The sequence below is a fragment of the Pseudomonas sp. Tav-5-1A genome, assembly GCF_055755055.1.
This window is the reverse complement of sequence record NZ_CM146901.1, coordinates 6500385-6516989: the sequence shown is the minus strand read 5'-3', so window position 1 is coordinate 6516989 and position 16605 is coordinate 6500385. Positions and strand designations below refer to the sequence as shown.

Annotated in this window: 11 protein-coding genes and 1 tRNA gene; 9 read left to right on the top strand and 3 right to left on the bottom strand. The window is 64.0% G+C overall.

Annotated features, from left to right (window positions below; all coding sequences use genetic code 11):
• The first annotated feature begins 10 nt into the window (after positions 1–10).
• On the top strand, positions 11–4339 hold the full coding sequence (locus AC0J42_RS30180) for an RHS repeat-associated core domain-containing protein (protein WP_473004906.1): 4329 nt from the start codon (positions 11–13) through the stop codon (positions 4337–4339).
• Positions 4336–4773, top strand: a complete 438-nt coding sequence (locus tag AC0J42_RS30175) for a hypothetical protein (RefSeq protein WP_473004905.1) — start codon at positions 4336–4338, stop codon at positions 4771–4773. Before AC0J42_RS30180 ends, AC0J42_RS30175 begins: the two co-directional genes overlap by 4 nt.
• Before the next feature lie 277 nt (positions 4774–5050).
• On the opposite strand, the gene AC0J42_RS30170 is transcribed toward AC0J42_RS30175, so the two are convergent.
• A tRNA-Arg gene (locus AC0J42_RS30170) sits at positions 5051–5127 on the bottom strand.
• 351 nt (positions 5128–5478) lie between these two features.
• On the opposite strand from AC0J42_RS30170, the gene gabD reads away from it, so the two are divergent.
• From gabD to AC0J42_RS30155, 3 genes are all read left to right on the top strand, one after another.
• Entirely contained in the window at positions 5479–6921 is a 1443-nt protein-coding gene (gene gabD, locus AC0J42_RS30165; protein ID WP_416421566.1) for an NADP-dependent succinate-semialdehyde dehydrogenase, read from the top strand.
• A 182-nt stretch (positions 6922–7103) separates the two neighbouring features.
• Positions 7104–8384, top strand: coding sequence for a 4-aminobutyrate--2-oxoglutarate transaminase (gene gabT / locus AC0J42_RS30160; RefSeq protein ID WP_416421565.1), 1281 nt, complete (start codon positions 7104–7106; stop codon positions 8382–8384).
• A gap of 115 nt (positions 8385–8499) precedes the next feature.
• Positions 8500–9708: an HDOD domain-containing protein gene (locus tag AC0J42_RS30155; protein ID WP_416421564.1), complete on the top strand. Its 1209-nt coding sequence runs from the start codon at positions 8500–8502 to the stop codon at positions 9706–9708.
• A 93-nt stretch (positions 9709–9801) separates the two neighbouring features.
• Here AC0J42_RS30155 and AC0J42_RS30150 read toward each other — a convergent pair whose 3' ends face one another.
• Positions 9802–10791, bottom strand: coding sequence for a GGDEF domain-containing protein (locus AC0J42_RS30150; protein WP_473006917.1), 990 nt, complete (start codon positions 10789–10791; stop codon positions 9802–9804).
• A gap of 148 nt (positions 10792–10939) precedes the next feature.
• Entirely contained in the window at positions 10940–12124 is a 1185-nt protein-coding gene (desA, locus tag AC0J42_RS30145) for a delta-9 fatty acid desaturase DesA (RefSeq protein WP_416421563.1), read from the bottom strand.
• A gap of 149 nt (positions 12125–12273) precedes the next feature.
• On the opposite strand from desA, the gene dibA reads away from it, so the two are divergent.
• From dibA to cysT, 4 genes are all read left to right on the top strand, one after another.
• Entirely contained in the window at positions 12274–14166 is a 1893-nt protein-coding gene (gene dibA / locus AC0J42_RS30140; RefSeq protein WP_473004904.1) for a phosphodiesterase DibA, read from the top strand.
• Between the two features lie 203 nt (positions 14167–14369).
• A complete protein-coding gene (oscA, locus tag AC0J42_RS30135; RefSeq protein WP_007941032.1) occupies positions 14370–14552 on the top strand; it encodes a sulfur starvation response protein OscA in 183 nt (60 codons plus the stop codon).
• 57 nt (positions 14553–14609) lie between these two features.
• Positions 14610–15623: a sulfate ABC transporter substrate-binding protein gene (locus AC0J42_RS30130; protein WP_416421561.1), complete on the top strand. Its 1014-nt coding sequence runs from the start codon at positions 14610–14612 to the stop codon at positions 15621–15623.
• 160 nt (positions 15624–15783) lie between these two features.
• Entirely contained in the window at positions 15784–16602 is an 819-nt protein-coding gene (gene cysT / locus AC0J42_RS30125) for a sulfate ABC transporter permease subunit CysT (protein WP_416421560.1), read from the top strand.
• The last annotated feature ends 3 nt before the right edge of the window (positions 16603–16605 follow it).

The following is a 16605-nucleotide window of genomic DNA, read 5'->3' as shown; positions in this document are numbered from 1 at the left end:
TCGCCCGAGCATGTCTGATGCCCTGTGGGCCGCCCGCCAGGGCGATGCGCTGATGCACTCGTCGATGATGGCCGACATCCTCGGTGGCGTGCTGGAGGTGGCTGCCTATGGCGTCATTGGCGCCGTGGCCACGGCGGCCGTGGTCGCCGCCACGGGCATCACCGTCGCCACCGGCGGCCTGGGCGCGTGCGTGTTCGGCGCGGTCATGGGCGCGGCGGTCGGCATGGGCATGAGCGCCACCGGCCTGGACAAGGGCCTCACGAACCTGTGCGACGGCATCGCCAACGCGCTGTTTCCGCCAGTGGTGGAAGCCAACATCCTCACCGGTTCCGGCAACGTCTTCATCAACGGCAAGCCGGCTGCCCGCGCCGCTGGCAAGCTGGGCAGCGCTGCCGAGGCCGCCGGCACCGACCTCAGCCAGGCCGAGGCGGAGCCGGAGCCTGAACCGGAGGAAGGCAGCTTCTTGGACATGGCCAAGGGCTTCTTCTCGCAGCTGTGGCAGCCCACGGTGGCCATGGCATCGCCCCTGGCGGTGCCGTGCCCGGACGACATGATTGCCTGCATGAAGCACCCGCCGGGAGCGCCGCAGTTTCTCGCCGAGGGCTCCAGCAAGGTCAGCATCAACGGCCAGCCGGCGGTGCGCAGCGGTGATCGCAGTACCTGCGAGGCCACGGTGGTGGGCGCCGGGCTGATCTCTTCCAACGTGCGCATCGGCGGCGGCTCGGTGGTGGTGCGTGACATTCGCAGCGGCAAGACCCCGGGCGTGGGGCTGGCCATCAGCGTGCTGCTGGCGCTGCGTGGCGGCAAGGGCAAGTTCTTCAGCCGCCTGCCGTGCATGGCGCTGGGCATGGTGCGCGGCTTCATGGTCGACCAGGCCATCGGCGCGGCCGCCAACGCCATCATCGGCTCGCCGCATCCGGTGCATGCGGCCACGGGTGCCAAGGTGCTCAATGGCGATGACGACACCGACTTCGTCCTGCCGGGAATCATCCCGCTGGAGTGGCGGCGCTTCTACAGCAGCGCCGACCTGCGCCAGGACGGGCTGTTCGGCGCGGGCTGGAGCCTGGCCTTCGAGGTGCAGGTCGAGGTGCTGGCGCACCCCGATGGCGGCGATCAGCTGGTGTACACCGACGAGCAGGGCCGGCGCATCGAGATGGGCGCCATACCTCTGGGTGGCGCGGTGTTCAGTGCCGGGGAGGGCTTGAGCGTGCGGCGCCACGCCAGCGGCCAGCTGCTGATCGAGAGCGTGGACGGGCTGTACCGGCTGTTCGAGCCTGTGGCCGCCGGCAGGCTGCGGCTGGCGCAACTGGGTGACCGCAATGACAACCGCCTCTACCTCAGCTACGACGACCGGGGGCGGTTGGCGCGCCTGCATGACGGCCTGGAAGTGGTGCAGGTCGAGCTGCTGTACGACCCGGTCTGGCCCCGCCGCGTGGCGGCCGTCGATCGCGTTTACCCTGACCAGAGCCGCGAGCGCCTGGCCCAGTACCGCTATGACCCGGCCGGGGACCTGGCGGCCGTCAGCGATGCCGAGGGCCGTACCGTCCGCCAGTTTGCCTACGATGCTGGCCGGCGCATGGTCGAACACCAATTGCCCGCCGGCCTGCGCTGCTTCTATGAGTGGGCGCCCTTCGCCGACGGCGATTGGCGGGTAGTGCGCAGCTGGACTGACGATGGCGAGCACTACCAGTTCGACTACGACCTGGGCCAGGGCCTGACCCGCATCACCGACAGCCTGGGCCGCAGCAGCACACGGCAGTGGAACCCGCAGTTCCAGATCATCCGTGCCACCGACACCCTCGGCCACACCTGGCACTTCAACTGGAACGACGAACGCCAGCTGCTGGGCGCCGTGGACCCCAAGGGCGGCGAGTGGGCGTTTGCCTACGACGACTCCGGCAACCTGGCCTCATCCACCGATGCCCTGGGGCAGACCCAAAGCACGGTCTGGCTGGAGCACTGGTCGCTGCCGCTGGCCGAGACCGACGCGGCCGGCAACAGCTGGCGCTACCGCTACGACCCGCGCGGCAACCTCAGCGCCGAGACCGACCCGCTGGGCCACGTGACGCGCTACCGCCATGACCGCCGCGGCCAGGTAGTGGAAATTGTCGATGCCACCGGCAAATCAAAGCGGCTGCGCTGGAACGATGCTGGCCAGATTACCCAACACATCGACTGCTCCAGCTACCCCACGGAGTTTTCCTACGACAAGCGTGGCAACCTGCAGGCGGTCACCGACGCCCTTGGCGAGAGTTCGCTGTACCACCACGATGCCATGGGCCGCCTGGTGCGCAGCGAGTTGCCCGACGGCCGCAGTGAACAGTTCCTGCGCGACGCCAGCGGCCAGCTGCTGGCCTACACCGACCCGGCCGGGCACACCACCCGCTACCAGCGCGACCGCCGTGGCCAGGTGCGCCAGCGGCTAGACCCGCTCAACCGCCAGGTGCAATTCAGCTACGACCCGTATGGCCGCCTGCAGGCGCTGACCAACGAGAACGGCGAGAGCTACCGCTTCACCTGGGACGCCGGCGACCGCCTCATCGAGCAGCAGGACCTCGACGGCAGCGCCCGCCGCTACGGCTACGACGCCCTGAACAGCGTCATTGCCGTGCAATATCGCCCGGCGCCCACCGAGTGGGGCGACGCCACGCCGTTGCTGCATTGGCTGCAGCGTGATGCCATCGGCCAGCTGCGCGCCAAGCTCACCGACGATGGTCGCACCGCCTACCACTATGATCCCGTCGGCCAGCTGACCGAGGTCGGCTTCAGCGGACGGGACGGCAGCGAACAGGCATTGAGCTTCAGTTACGACGCCTTGGGCCAGCTACTGCAGGACACCAGCAGCGCAGGCGTCCTGCAGCATCATTACGACGAACTTGGCAACCTCATCCAGACCCAGCTGCCCGACGGCCGCTGGCTCAACCGCCTGCACTACGGCAGCGGCCACCTGCACCAGCTCAACCTCGACGGCCGGGTGATCAGCGACTTCGAACGCGACCGCCTGCACCGCGAGGTGCTGCGCACCCAGGGCCAGCTCAACACCCGCAGCGACTACGACCGCGCGGGCCGCCGGCGCAGCCGCCTGCGCCGCCCCAACAGCCAACCGGCCGTGTTGCCCGCTCCGGCACAGCAACGCTTCGACTACGACCCCAGCGACAACCTGGTCGGCCGCTTCAACCAGCAGGACGACGAGCGCCGCCAGGACCTGCTGCACTACGACGCCACCGGCCGCATCATTGCCGCCCAGCAGGGCATGCGCCTGGAAACCTTCGCCTACGACGCCGCCGCCAACCTGCTGGACGGCCCGGCAGCTGGCGCGGGGCTGGTGGTGCACAACAAACTGCTTACCTACCAGGACAAGCGCTACCGCTACGACGGCTTCGGCCGGCTGCTCGAGAAGCGCAAGGGCAGCCACCTGATACAGCGGTTCACCTACGACGCCGAACACCGCATCACGGCCATCCACACCCAGGACGGCCACCGCCAGACCGTGCTGCGCATGACCTACGACCCATTGGGACGGCGCATCGCCAAGCGCGAACACGACAGCAACGGTTTCCCGCTGGGCGAAACACGATTCGACTGGGACGGCCTGCGCCTGCTGCAAGAACACCGCCACGGCCGCAGCAGCCTCTACCTCTACGCCAGCGAAGGCAGCTACGAGCCGCTGGCGCGGGTGGACGGCAGCGGGGCCGAGGCCAGGATCCGCTACTACCACAACGACCTCAACGGCCTGCCCGAACAGCTCACCGAAGCCGACGGCCACACCGTCTGGCGCGCGCAGTACCAGGTGTGGGGCAACACCGTCGAAGAGGTGCGCGAGCCGTACTACATTGAAGAGCAGAACCTGCGGTTCCAGGGGCAGTACCTGGACCGGGAGACGGGGCTGCACTACAACACGTTCCGGTTTTATGATCCGGATGTGGGACGGTTTGTTTCGCCGGATCCGATTGGGTTGTTGGGGGGGATAAATGCCTACCTCTATGCCCCGAATCCATTCGGCTGGGTGGATCCGTGGGGGTTAAGCTGCTCAAGCGGCAAAGACTCATACGAACAGGCGAGAAACAAAGCATTGAGTTGGTTGGCCAAACGTGGCTTCAAGGCGGAAAGAGTCAATGTCGGAAAGTTCGGCACTATCAAGGGCAAGCCTGTTGGCATGAGCACCCTCGACGGGAAAACTGGTTTTAGAATTGAATATGATGAGAGGAGTGGGGCGCATATCAATGTGTTCAGCGGCAAGGAAAAGGGTGATCATTTTGAATTTGATGTCCCGGAATCCGTAGTGTCTAAGCTGCAGAATTTGTTTAATTTGCCTTTCAAACCTTGGAGAGATTTATGACGCTCGATCAAGAGGTCAAGGAAGCGCTCGTTAAAATTCCAGGGCATTACGAAATACTGGAGTCGTGGGAGCCAATCGCTGATCTGCTTTCAGATTCATTTGACTGGGCTGGGTCAAAGATCGATTGGAGCAAAACGATTTCTCATGATTTCCAGATGCTCAAGGGTGACCTCAGTCAATGGAGTGACTCAGCCGCTACATTTGCTGCTTTAAAGATAGCTTCCTTTAAGCTGGACACTGGCGATATTGTCTATTATGTGAGTGATTCGGCGCTTGATTTTTCGGTGCGCCTTAATGTCTCTCAGTTGGTGGATTTTGTTAGATTTATCGTGCTGGCTGCCCCGCAGCATCATTATTTTTTTAATGCTGACGCCACGTGGTGCTTGGTTGTAAGCTCAGAAGGCTATATTGATTTCGGGTTGGCTAAAAAATAACTTATTGCTCAAGGAAGTAAACTGCCTACAGCCGCTACGGAAAGCGTGCTAATGACTGGGACCCAGAATCTTGGGTTCATCTTAGATTCATATCCCCAGCGGGATCGGCGTGTAGCCGCTGCCGAAGGCTGCGCTGGCCCTCGGGTTACGCTGGAGATCTTCAGTGTTAAGGGGCCGCGCACCTTGCGGCAGCCAATCACGGGCCACGCCCCCACAGCGCCTCATCCCAAAACGAAAAAAGCCCCAAGGCGCAAACCTTGGGGCTTTTTCATCTATATGGCGCACTTGGCGGGATTCGAACCCACGACCCCTGCCTTCGGAGGGCAGTACTCTATCCAGCTGAGCTACAAGTGCAAGCGGGCGCCATGATACCCATCTCGGGGGTGGGCGTCTATTGCGCTGACGTGTGGATGATTTCGCACAGGGGCGGGTCCAAGGGCTGCGCCAGTCGGAAATGAGTGCCGTTGGGGGGAATTTTGTTCTTTTTTCCGAACAGCCTATTGTCCTTTACCCCCATTGCTCCTAGGATTCGTTTGAGATTTCAAACGCTCCCCCAGTCCGGTGCTGCGCTCGCACGGGTAACATCTTGTGCGCATTTGGTGTTTTGCCCGGCATATGATTTCCTGACGGCAGTTCCACCAGGAACGCCTTTCGAACAATCAACAATTTGCCCCGTGTGCGCACGGTGCTGTTAAGGAAGCCGACATGCAGCTCAAAGACGCTCAGTTGTTCCGCCAGAAAGCCTACCTCGATGGTGTGTGGGCAGATGCGGACAACGGCCAGACCATCAAGGTCAACAACCCGGCCACGGGAGAGATCCTGGGTACCGTGCCAAAGATGGGCGCCGCTGAAACCCGCCGCGCCATCGAAGCCGCCGACAAGGCGCTGCCGGCCTGGCGTGCACTGACCGCCAAGGAACGCTCGAACAAGCTGCGCCGCTGGTTCGAACTGATGATCGAGAACCAGGACGACCTGGCTCGCCTGATGACCCTGGAACAAGGCAAGCCGCTGGCCGAAGCCAAGGGCGAAATCGCCTACGCCGCCTCGTTCATCGAGTGGTTCGCCGAAGAAGCCAAGCGCGTCTATGGCGACACCATCCCTGGCCACCAGCCAGACAAGCGCCTGATCGTCATCAAGCAGCCAATCGGCGTTACCGCGGCCATCACCCCGTGGAACTTCCCGGCCGCCATGATCACCCGTAAAGCCGGCCCGGCCCTGGCCGCTGGCTGCACCATGGTGCTCAAGCCTGCCTCGCAGACCCCGTTCTCGGCGCTGGCCCTGGCAGAACTGGCCGAGCGCGCCGGTATCCCTAAAGGCGTGTTCAGCGTAGTCACCGGCAGCGCCGGCGACATCGGCAGCGAGCTGACCGGCAACCCGATCGTGCGCAAGCTTTCGTTCACCGGCTCGACCGAAATCGGTCGCCAGCTGATGTCCGAATGCGCCAAGGACATCAAGAAAGTCTCCCTGGAACTGGGCGGCAACGCGCCGTTCATCGTGTTCGACGACGCTGACCTGGATAAGGCCGTCGAAGGCGCGATCATCTCCAAGTACCGCAACAACGGCCAGACCTGCGTCTGCGCCAACCGCATCTACGTGCAGGACGGTGTCTACGACGCGTTCGCCGAGAAGCTGAAAGTGGCCGTGAACAAACTGAAGATCGGCAACGGTCTGGAAGAGGGCACCACCACTGGCCCGCTGATCGACGACAAGGCCGTGGCCAAGGTCAAGGAACACATCGCCGACGCCCTGAGCAAAGGCGCTACCGTGCTGACCGGCGGCAACGCCATGGAAGGCAACTTCTTCGAGCCGACCGTGCTGGTCAACGTGCCGAAGAACGCTGCCGTGGCCAAGGAAGAAACCTTCGGCCCGCTGGCGCCGCTGTTCCGCTTCAAAGATGAAGCCGAAGTGATCGCCATGTCCAACGACACCGAGTTCGGCCTGGCGTCGTACTTCTACGCCCGTGACATGAGCCGCGTGTTCCGCGTGGCCGAGGCCCTGGAATACGGCATGGTGGGTATCAACACCGGCCTGATCTCCAACGAAGTGGCGCCGTTCGGCGGCATCAAGGCGTCGGGCCTGGGCCGTGAAGGCTCCAAGTACGGCATCGAAGACTACCTGGAAATCAAATACCTCTGCATTTCGGTCTGATCCGCAGCGGTAACCAGCCGCCGGGGCGCGAGAGCGACGTCCCGGCGGTTTTCATGCAGCACCCGCAACACCCTTTTCGTGGCCGGGAGGCCGTGACAGTCGATCATCGTATGCTGTCGCCGTTGACCCCCGCTGCTTGATCCTTGAACCACGCCGCCCGATGAGCGGTGAATGAGGAAAACATGAGCAAGACAAACGAATCCTTGATGCAACGCCGCCAGGCAGCCGTTCCACGTGGCGTTGGTCAGATCCACCCGATCTTTGCCGACTCGGCGAAGAACGCTACCGTCACCGACGTTGAAGGTCGTGAGTTCATCGACTTCGCCGGCGGTATCGCCGTGCTGAACACCGGTCACGTACACCCGAAAATCATTGCTGCCGTTGAAGCTCAACTGCACAAGCTGACCCACACCTGCTTCCAGGTACTGGCCTACGAGCCTTACGTGGAAGTGTGCGAGAAGATCAACGCTCGCGTACCGGGCGACTTCGCCAAGAAAACCCTGCTGGTGACCACCGGTTCCGAAGCGGTAGAGAACGCCGTCAAGATCGCCCGTGCCGCCACTGGCCGCGCTGGCGTGATCGCCTTCACCGGCGCCTACCACGGCCGCACCATGATGACCCTGGGCCTGACAGGTAAAGTCGTGCCTTACTCGGCCGGCATGGGCCTGATGCCAGGCGGCGTGTTCCGCGCCCTGTACCCGAACGAACTGCACGGCGTGAGCATCGACGACTCGATCGCCAGCATCGAGCGCGTGTTCAAGAACGATGCCGAGCCGCGTGACATCGCTGCCATCATCCTGGAGCCCGTGCAGGGCGAAGGCGGTTTCTACGTCGCGCCGAAAGAGTTCATGGTGCGCCTGCGCGCCCTGTGCGACCAGCACGGCATCCTGCTGATCGCCGACGAAGTACAGACCGGCGCTGGCCGTACCGGCACCTTCTTCGCCATGGAACAGATGGGCGTTGCGCCTGACCTGACCACCTTCGCCAAGTCCATCGCTGGCGGCTTCCCGCTGGCCGGCGTGTGCGGCAAGGCCGAGTACATGGACGCCATCGCCCCAGGCGGCCTGGGCGGCACCTACGCCGGTAGCCCGATCGCTTGCGCCGCGGCCCTGGCCGTGATGGAAGTGTTCGAGGAAGAGAACCTGCTGGACCGCTGCAAGGCCGTGGGCGAGCGCCTGGTGACCGGCCTGAAGGCCATCCAGGCCAAGCACCCGATCATCGGTGACGTGCGTGCCCTGGGCGCCATGATTGCCGTTGAAGTGTTCGAAGGCGCCGACAACCACAAGCCGAACGCCGCAGCCGTGGCCGCGGTGGTTGCCAAGGCTCGCGACAAGGGCCTGATCCTGCTGTCGTGCGGCACCTACGGCAACGTCCTGCGCATCCTGGTTCCGCTGACCTCGCCAGACGAGCAGCTGGACAAGGGCCTGGCCATCATCGAAGAGTGCTTCGCCGAATTGGCGTAAAAGTGTGACGCGATGAACAAAAAAACCCGCCTCGGCGGGTTTTTTTTTGCGTTGAACGAAGGCATCCCGCGTAATGTCTGGATAACCTGTAGGCAAGGCCTTCGGAGTAATAGCCATGAGTGCGCAGGATAGCCCGGCAATACCGCGGGTATTGATCGCCGAAGCAGACCCCTGGACCCGGGACCTGCTGACGCAAATGTTGTTGAGCGTGCGCTGTGACGCGCAGCTGGATGTGTGTACCGACGGCCAGGATGCCCTGCAGTTGCTGCAGCGCCGGCCTGACCTGGTGATTGCCGCGCGCGAGTTGCCCGGCGTCGATGGCCTGGACCTGTTGCGCAACGTGCGGCAGAAAAGCCAGCGCAAGAACCTGCCGTTCATTCTCATCAGCGACCGCAGCGACGTGGCCAGCGTGCGTGAGGCCGTGCCCCTGGCACCGACGGCCTACCTGACCAAGCCCTTGAACATGGACTCGCTCAAGGAGCGCCTGCACGGCCTGTTGTTGGCGGTGGGCCAGGAGGTGGTGTGCGAGATTCCGGCGCTGGCCCCGGGCATGCGCCTGGAGCCGTTCCTGGAAGAACGCCGGCAGCACTCCGACGGCGGCCCGCTGATGGCCGACGTGCAGGTGGCCATCAAGCGCGCGCTCAACCCCCAGGGCCTCAACCTGCGCCAGCTGGAAGAGGAAGTGCGCACCGACCCGCAGATCACTGCGGTGCTGATCGCCGCCGCCAACAGCGCCGCTCACCACAGCGACGCGCCGGTGCAGACGCTGCTGCAGGCGCTGCAGAAGCTGGGCGCCACGCAAAGCATGAACCTGATCCTGGGCCTGGCGCTCAAGCGCAGCGCGCGGCTGTCAGACCCCGAGCTGTCGCAGCATGCCGAGCGGTTCTGGAGCCATTCGCTGCACGCGGCGGAGTACGCCCGCACCCTGGCGCGCAACCTCGACGTGGACCAGGAGCGCTGCTACTGCGCCGGCTTGCTGCATTGCCTGGGCGACCTGGCGCTGCTGCGCGCGCTGCAGGAGTGGCGGCTGGCTGGCGGCGTGCTGGAGGAGGGGCAGGTGGACAAGGCCCTGAAGGAGTTTGGCGCGGCCTACGGCTCGGCGCTGCGTACGCGCTGGCGCCTGCCGATCGAGCTGCGGGAGTTGATCGCCGCTATCTACCACCTGGGTGGTGGCGTGTACGGGCGCGATACGCTGGCCATGAACCTGGCGGGGCAACTGGCACGCCTGGGCCCGGAAGAAAGCCTGGAGCCCATCGCCAACGGCAAGACCGCGCGCCTGCTGAAAATGAGCCTGCCGGAACTAACGCGCCTACGCCGCAACTGACCTACCAAAATATCCCTGTGGGAGCTGGCTTGCCAGCGAGCTGTTGAATCCCCTAACAGCTCGCTGGCAAGCCAGCTCCCACAGGGTGGTGTATCAACCCACCACGATCTGGTTCTTGCCCTGGCGCTTGGCCTGGTACATGGCCGCGTCTGCCCGGGCAAACAGGTTGTCCAGCAGCTCGTCATCCTCGTTGCGGCCGGTCAGGCCCTGGCTCACGGTAACCCCGTACACCTGGCCGTCATGGTTGAAGCTCAGGCGCTGGATCTCCCGTTGCAGGCGCTCGGCGATCTGCTGCGCCACTTCGGGCGAACAGCCGGGGAACACCGCGGCGAACTCTTCGCCGCCAATGCGCCCGAACAGGTCACCCCGGCGCAGCACGGCGCGGCCGGTCTCGGCGATGCGTTGCAGTACCACGTCGCCTTCCTGGTGGCCGTAGGTGTCGTTGATAATCTTGAAGTCATCGATGTCCAGCAGCAGGAACGAGATGTTCGACTCCTGCAGGCGCGCGGTCTCGAATTCGCGATGGGCGCATTCGAAGAAGTGGCGGCGGTTGCTGCTCTGGGTGAGCACATCGGTGGTGGCCAGGCGCTGCAGTTCGCCTTCCAGGTGCTTCTTTTCGGTGATGTCCTCGGCGATGCCAACCACAATCACCCGCTGCTCCGGGTCGTTCTGCTGGCTGACGAAGCACTTGTCGCTGAGCCAGCGAATCTGCCCGTCGGCGCCGATGATGCGGTACTCGCGGTCTTCCACCGCGCCCTTTTCCAGCACCTCGGCGAGGCTACGCTCGGCGTAGTCGAGGTCGTCGGGGTAGATGCTGTCGCGCCACTCGTTGTAGTCCGCCAACAGCAGGCCGGCCGAGCGGCCGAAGATGCGCTCGTAGGCGGGGCTGACGTAGATCATGCGCTGGGCTTCCCAGTCGAAGGCCCACAACACCGCGTTGACGCTGACCAGCAACGAGCTGAACAGCTGTTCGCGTTCGCTCAGCCGGGCCACCTCGCCCTGGGCGTGCATCAGTGCCAGCAGCGTCTCGGCCGCGGCTGGCATCGGGGGGAAGGACGGCGACTGTGGTTGTTTGTTGACCATCATCACGAAATCTCGAATGTCACGGGGGCCGGGCCCTGGCATGCGCACACGTCAGGTCCCGCCGCGTAGGCGATCATTCGTAGGATTAATATTTTGTAATGAAGTTCCAAGCGGCACGCCCCTTGCCGGGGCGCGCCGATGGACGGTGTCAGGCGTGGGCGGGGCGCAGCGAGTAGGTCTTGAGCTGGGTGGCGAAATCACGCAGCGACTGGATGCCGCTGGCCTCGGCCTCGTGCACCCAGTCCTTGATGGCGGCCAGCATGTCGTGGCCGTTGGAGCTGGTGCGGGCCCAGATCTGTTGCAGCGCCAGGCGCTTCTCGTAGATCACCTTCAGCGCGTGGCTGTGTTCCAGCATGCTCTGGATGTGTGCCTGGTGGCGGTCGTCCAGCAGGCTGGTCTCGCGCGACAGCAGGCGCTTGGCGCGGCGGAACTGGTGGCGCACCGAGGCATCCACGCGCGACAGCTCCTGGGTCACCAGCGGCGCGATTACCAGCTTGCGGTACTGGGCCATGATCTGGAAGCGGTTGTTGAGGATGGCCATGGCGGTGTCCATGTCCAGGTGGCCCTTGCCCTCGACGCGGTGGGCGATGGGCGCCACGCGCTGCACCTTGGCCAGGCGCATGAACGACAGGATGCGGATCCACATCCAGCCCATGTCGAACTCCCACTTGCGCACCGACAGCTTGGCCGAGTTGGGGTAGGTGTGATGGTTGTTGTGCAGCTCTTCGCCGCCAATGATGATGCCCCACGGCACCAGGTTGGTGGCGGCGTCACGGCATTCGAAGTTGCGGTAGCCCACCGCGTGGCCCAGGCCGTTGACCACGCCGGCGGCCCAGAACGGAATCCACATCATCTGGATGGCCCACACGGTCAGGCCGATGACGCCGAAGCAGGCCAGGTCGATGGCCAGCATCAGGAACACGCCCAGCAGCCGGTAGCGCGAGTACAGGTTGCGCTCGATCCAGTCCTCGGGGCAGTTCTTGCCGTAGATGCGCAGGGTCTCGGCGTTCTGCGCCTCGGCGCGGTACAGCTCGGCGCCGCGGCCCAGCACCGTGCCCAGGCCCTTGATCACCGGGCTGTGGGGGTCATCGACGGTTTCGCACTTGGCGTGGTGCTTGCGGTGGATGGCGGTCCACTCGCGGGTGTTCTGCGCCGTGGTCAGCCACAGCCAGAAACGGAAGAAATGCTTGAGCCCGGCGTTCAGTTCCAGCGAACGGTGGGAGGAGTAACGGTGAAGGTAGATGGTGACACTGACAATCGTCACATGGGTCATCAACAGGGTGACCGCCACCAATTGCCAGGCTGACAGGTCAAGAAAACCGTTGTACCACATAGGCTGCAGGGCCCTCGTCAAAGAAAAAATTAGAAGCACGTCGCATTATCGGCATGTAAGCAGATAAAACCAGCTCGGGTTTTAGATAAGAGTGGCTGAATGTTTCTGCTTTATAATCCCAATCTTTTCGTATGGGCTTCGCCATTTTTATGCCTGGTACTTCTCGCGGGGCCCTGCGGGCCGCCTTGCTCTACCTGCTGGCCTCGGTCATCTGGCTGGTGCTGACTGATCAAATATTGAGCAGCCTTTTCGATGATTCGGCGCGCCAGCTGCATTGGCAGCTGATCAACGGCTATGTCTGGGTGCTGGCCACCGCCGCCATGATCTTCCTGGCGCGCGCCAGGCTGCTGCGCTGGTTCGGCCTGGGCGACGCCGGGCGCATCCAGCGCGAGCGCCTGCGCATGGCCGCGGCGGTGTTCGACAGCACCCTGGAAGGGGTGCTGGTGACCAGCCGGCTGGGCAGCATCGTGCACGTCAACCGCGCGTTCATGGACATCACCGGCTACCGCGAGGACGAAGTGCTGGGCCACAACCCCAGCAAGTTCAAGTCCGGCCGCCATGGCATCGACTTCTACCGGCAGATTTTCCACAGCCTGGAGCAGACGGGCAGCTGGAGCGGCGAGATCTGGAACCGGCGCAAGAGCGGCGAAATCTACCCGCAGTGGCAGACCATCCGCGCCATTGCCAACGACGCCGGCCACGTCAGCCACTACGTGGCGGTGTTCTCCGACATCAGCGCGCTGAAGCATTCCGAACGCGAGCGCGCGCACCTCATCCAGCACGACCCGCTGACCGAACTGCCCAACCGCCTGCTGTTCCACGACCGCGCCGAGCAGACCCTGGCCGCCGCCCAGGCCAACAAGCGTGGCTGCGCGCTGTTGCTGCTGGACCTGGACCACTTCCAGAGCATCAACGACAGCCTCGGCCACGCCACCGGCGACCACCTGATCAAGGCCGTGGTCGAGCGCCTGCAGGGCCTGCTGGGCAGCGGCATGACCCTGGCGCGCATGGGCGGCGACGAGTTCGCCGTGCTCCTGGAAGACTCGCCCCAGGCTGCCCACGCGGCCCTGCTGGCGCAGTCGATCATCGACGGCCTCAAGCAGCCGTTCCTGCTCGACGGCCACACCCTGTTCATCAGCGCCAGTATCGGTATCAGCCTGTTCCCCAATGACGCCCTGGGCCCCGAGCAACTGCTGCGCAACGCCGACTCGGCGCTGTTCAAGGCCAAGGGCAACGGCCGCGGCGGCTACGCGCTGTACACCGAGGAGCTGACCGCCCACGCCCAGCAGCGCGTGGAAATGACCGCCGAACTGCGCCGCGCCCTGGCCCAGGAAGAACTGCGCGTGCATTACCAGCCGGTGCACGACCTGGCCAGCGGCCAGCTGGTGGGTGTCGAAGCCTTGGTGCGCTGGCTGCACCCCGAGCGTGGCCTGATTCCGCCAGGCGAGTTCATCCCCATCGCCGAGCGCAGCGGCCTGATCGCCGAAATCGATGCCTGGGTAATGACCAACGCCTGCCGGCAGATGTGCCAGTGGCAGGCCGATGGGCACGCGTTGGACTTCATCGCGGTGAACGTCTCCAGCCGCCTGTTTGGCCGCCAGGACCTGTACCAGCAGGTGGCACGCATCCTTGCCGAAACCGGCCTGGACCCGGCGCGCCTGGAGCTGGAAGTGACCGAAAGCGCGGTGATGGAAGACCCCGAATCGGCGCTGGAGCAGATGCACCGCCTGCGCGAGCTGGGCCTGCGCCTGTCCATCGACGACTTCGGCACCGGCTACTCGTCGCTGCTGCGCCTCAAGCGCCTGCCGGTGCAGAAACTGAAGATCGACCAGGGCTTCGTCGCCGGCCTGCCCCTGGACGAGGACGATGGCGCCATCGTCCGGGTGATCATCGCCCTGGCGCGCAGCATGGGCATGCAGGTGCACGCCGAGGGCATCGAACAGCCGGAACAGGCGCAGTTCCTGCTGGAGCAGCAGTGCGAATTGGGGCAGGGGTATTGGTTTGGGCGGCCGGTGCCGGCCGCGGATGTGCGTTGGGCCTGACGCGGCCTTCGGCCGCTGCTACGCGATTTGCGCAACGTCCGTAACGTCCACGGTTTGATTTGGCGGCCCCTGTAGCAGCGGCCGCAGGCCGCGTCCCACGGTTTGAAATTTGGTTATATGGGCATTCTTAAATAGTATTTTTAAGTATAACCCTGCCTATCTACTATGGCGCTCAAGGCAACTCTCACCCAAGGAGCATGATCATGAGCGCATCTCTGCGTAGCGTCGACGGTCAGGACGAAGCAACCATTCTGCGCGAAATCCAGAGCGCGCTGCGTGACCTGCGCTTCGGCGCCGTGGAAATCACCGTGCACAACGCCCAAGTGGTGCAAATCGAGCGGAAGGAAAAATTCCGCCTGCAGAATCCGGGCAACAAGCCCAGCTGAATGATCCTGCCATAACAACGCCAACATAATAATCAAGAGTCATCCAGGAGCTTCACCATGTCTATCCGTCATTACGCGCTGGCGGCGCTCGCCAGTGCGCTGTTCGCAGGCTCTGCGGTCGCCAAGGACTACGAGCTGCTCAACGTTTCCTACGACCCGACGCGCGAGCTGTACCAGGATTACAACGCCGAGTTCGTGAACTTCTGGAAGCAAGCCCACCCCGACGACAAGGTCGACATCAAGCAGTCCCATGGCGGCTCCGGCAAGCAAGGCCGCGCCGTGATCGACGGCCTGCGCGCCGACGTGGTGACCCTGGCCCTGGCCGGCGATATCGACGAAATCGCCAAGCTGGGCAAGACCCTCCCGGAAAACTGGCAGACCAAACTGCCGGACGCCAGCACCCCGTACACCTCGACCATCGTGTTCCTGGTGCGCAAGGGCAACCCCAAGGGCATCCATGACTGGAACGACCTGATCAAGGACGGCGTCTCGGTGATTACCCCGAACCCGAAAACCTCCGGCGGTGCGCGCTGGAACTTCCTGGCTGCCTGGGCCTACGGCCTGAAGGCCAACGGTGGTGACGAAGCCAAGGCCAAGCAATACGTGCAGACCCTGTTCAAGCACGTGCCCGTGCTGGACACCGGCGCCCGCGGCTCGACCATCACCTTCGTCAACAACGGCCAGGGCGACGTGCTGCTGGCCTGGGAAAACGAAGCCTACCTGGCGCTGAAGGAAGACGGCGGCAAGGACAAGTTCGACATCGTCGTGCCGTCCGTGTCGATCCTCGCCGAGCCGCCGGTGGCCGTGGTCGAGAAAAACGCCGAGAAGAAAGGCAACGAAGCCATCGCCAAGGCGTACCTGGAGCACCTGTACAGCAAGCAAGGCCAGGAGATCGCGGCGAAGAACTTCTACCGCCCGCGTGACAAGGACGTGGCGGCCCAGTATTCCAAGCAGTTCCAGGAAGTGAAGAGCCTGGCCACCATCGACAAGGACTTCGGCGGCTGGAAAACCGCACAGCCCAAGTTCTTCAACGACGGCGGCGTGTTCGACCAGATTTACCAGGCGCAGTAATCCAAAGGCCTCCTGGTGGGGCCTTTCCCCGTTGTGATGGACCATTGTGGGAGCTGGCTTGCCAGCGAGCTTTTGAGGCCAAAAAGCTCGCTGGCAAGTCAGCTCCCACACCTGCATCCGCCACCATGGGGTTTTTACCAATCCAGTACCAAGGACACTTATGTCGCGTCGTATCTCCCCCGTCATACCCGGCTTCGGGCTGACGCTGGGCTACACCTTGGTGTACCTCAGCCTGATTGTGCTGATTCCCCTGGCGGTGATGTTCGTCCATGCCGCCCAGCTCACCTTCGACCAGTTCTGGGCCATCGTCAGCTCGCCGCGCACGCTGGCGGCACTCAAGCTGAGCTTCGGCACCGCCCTGTGCGCGGCCATCGTCAACGGCATCATCGGCACGCTGCTGGCCTGGGTGCTGGTGCGCTACAGCTTCCCCGGGCGTAAGATCATCGATGCCATGATCGACCTGCCGTTCGCGCTGCCCACCGCCGTGGCCGGCATCGCCCTGACGGCGCTGTACACCCCCAACGGCCTGGTCGGCCAGTTCGCCGAGAGCCTGGGCTTCAAGATCGCCTACACCCCGCTGGGCATCACCCTGGCGCTGACCTTCGTGACCCTGCCGTTCGTGGTGCGCACGGTGCAGCCGGTGCTGGCCGACATTCCCCGTGAAGTCGAGGAAGCCGCAGCCTGCCTGGGCGCCAAGCCGCTGCAGGTGTTCCGCTACATCCTCGCGCCGGCGCTGCTGCCGGCGTGGCTCACCGGCTTCGCCCTGGCGTTCGCCCGGGGCGTGGGCGAGTACGGGTCGGTGATCTTCATCGCCGGCAACATGCCGATGAAGACCGAGATCCTGCCGCTGCTGATCATGGTCAAGCTGGACCAGTACGACTACACCGGCGCCACCGCCATCGGCGTGATGATGCTGGTGGTTTCCTTCATCCTGTTGCTGCTGATCAACCTGCTGCAGCGGCGCATCGAAACCCCTTGAAGG

Excerpts from the sequence above, each read along its gene's own strand:
- dibA (WP_473004904.1), top strand. The coding sequence starts at position 12,274 with ATGCCTGGTACTTCTCGCGGGGCCCTGCGGGCCGCCTTGCTCTACCTG.
- oscA (WP_007941032.1), top strand. The coding sequence starts at position 14,370 with ATGAGCGCATCTCTGCGTAGCGTCGACGGTCAGGACGAAGCAACCATT.
- AC0J42_RS30155 (WP_416421564.1), top strand. The coding sequence starts at position 8,500 with ATGAGTGCGCAGGATAGCCCGGCAATACCGCGGGTATTGATCGCCGAA.
- gabT (WP_416421565.1), top strand. The coding sequence starts at position 7,104 with ATGAGCAAGACAAACGAATCCTTGATGCAACGCCGCCAGGCAGCCGTT.
- desA (WP_416421563.1), bottom strand. The coding sequence starts at position 12,124 with ATGTGGTACAACGGTTTTCTTGACCTGTCAGCCTGGCAATTGGTGGCG.
- AC0J42_RS30130 (WP_416421561.1), top strand. The coding sequence starts at position 14,610 with ATGTCTATCCGTCATTACGCGCTGGCGGCGCTCGCCAGTGCGCTGTTC.
- AC0J42_RS30150 (WP_473006917.1), bottom strand. The coding sequence starts at position 10,791 with ATGGTCAACAAACAACCACAGTCGCCGTCCTTCCCCCCGATGCCAGCC.
- AC0J42_RS30175 (WP_473004905.1), top strand. The coding sequence starts at position 4,336 with ATGACGCTCGATCAAGAGGTCAAGGAAGCGCTCGTTAAAATTCCAGGG.
- cysT (WP_416421560.1), top strand. The coding sequence starts at position 15,784 with ATGTCGCGTCGTATCTCCCCCGTCATACCCGGCTTCGGGCTGACGCTG.
- AC0J42_RS30180 (WP_473004906.1), top strand. The coding sequence starts at position 11 with ATGTCTGATGCCCTGTGGGCCGCCCGCCAGGGCGATGCGCTGATGCAC.
- gabD (WP_416421566.1), top strand. The coding sequence starts at position 5,479 with ATGCAGCTCAAAGACGCTCAGTTGTTCCGCCAGAAAGCCTACCTCGAT.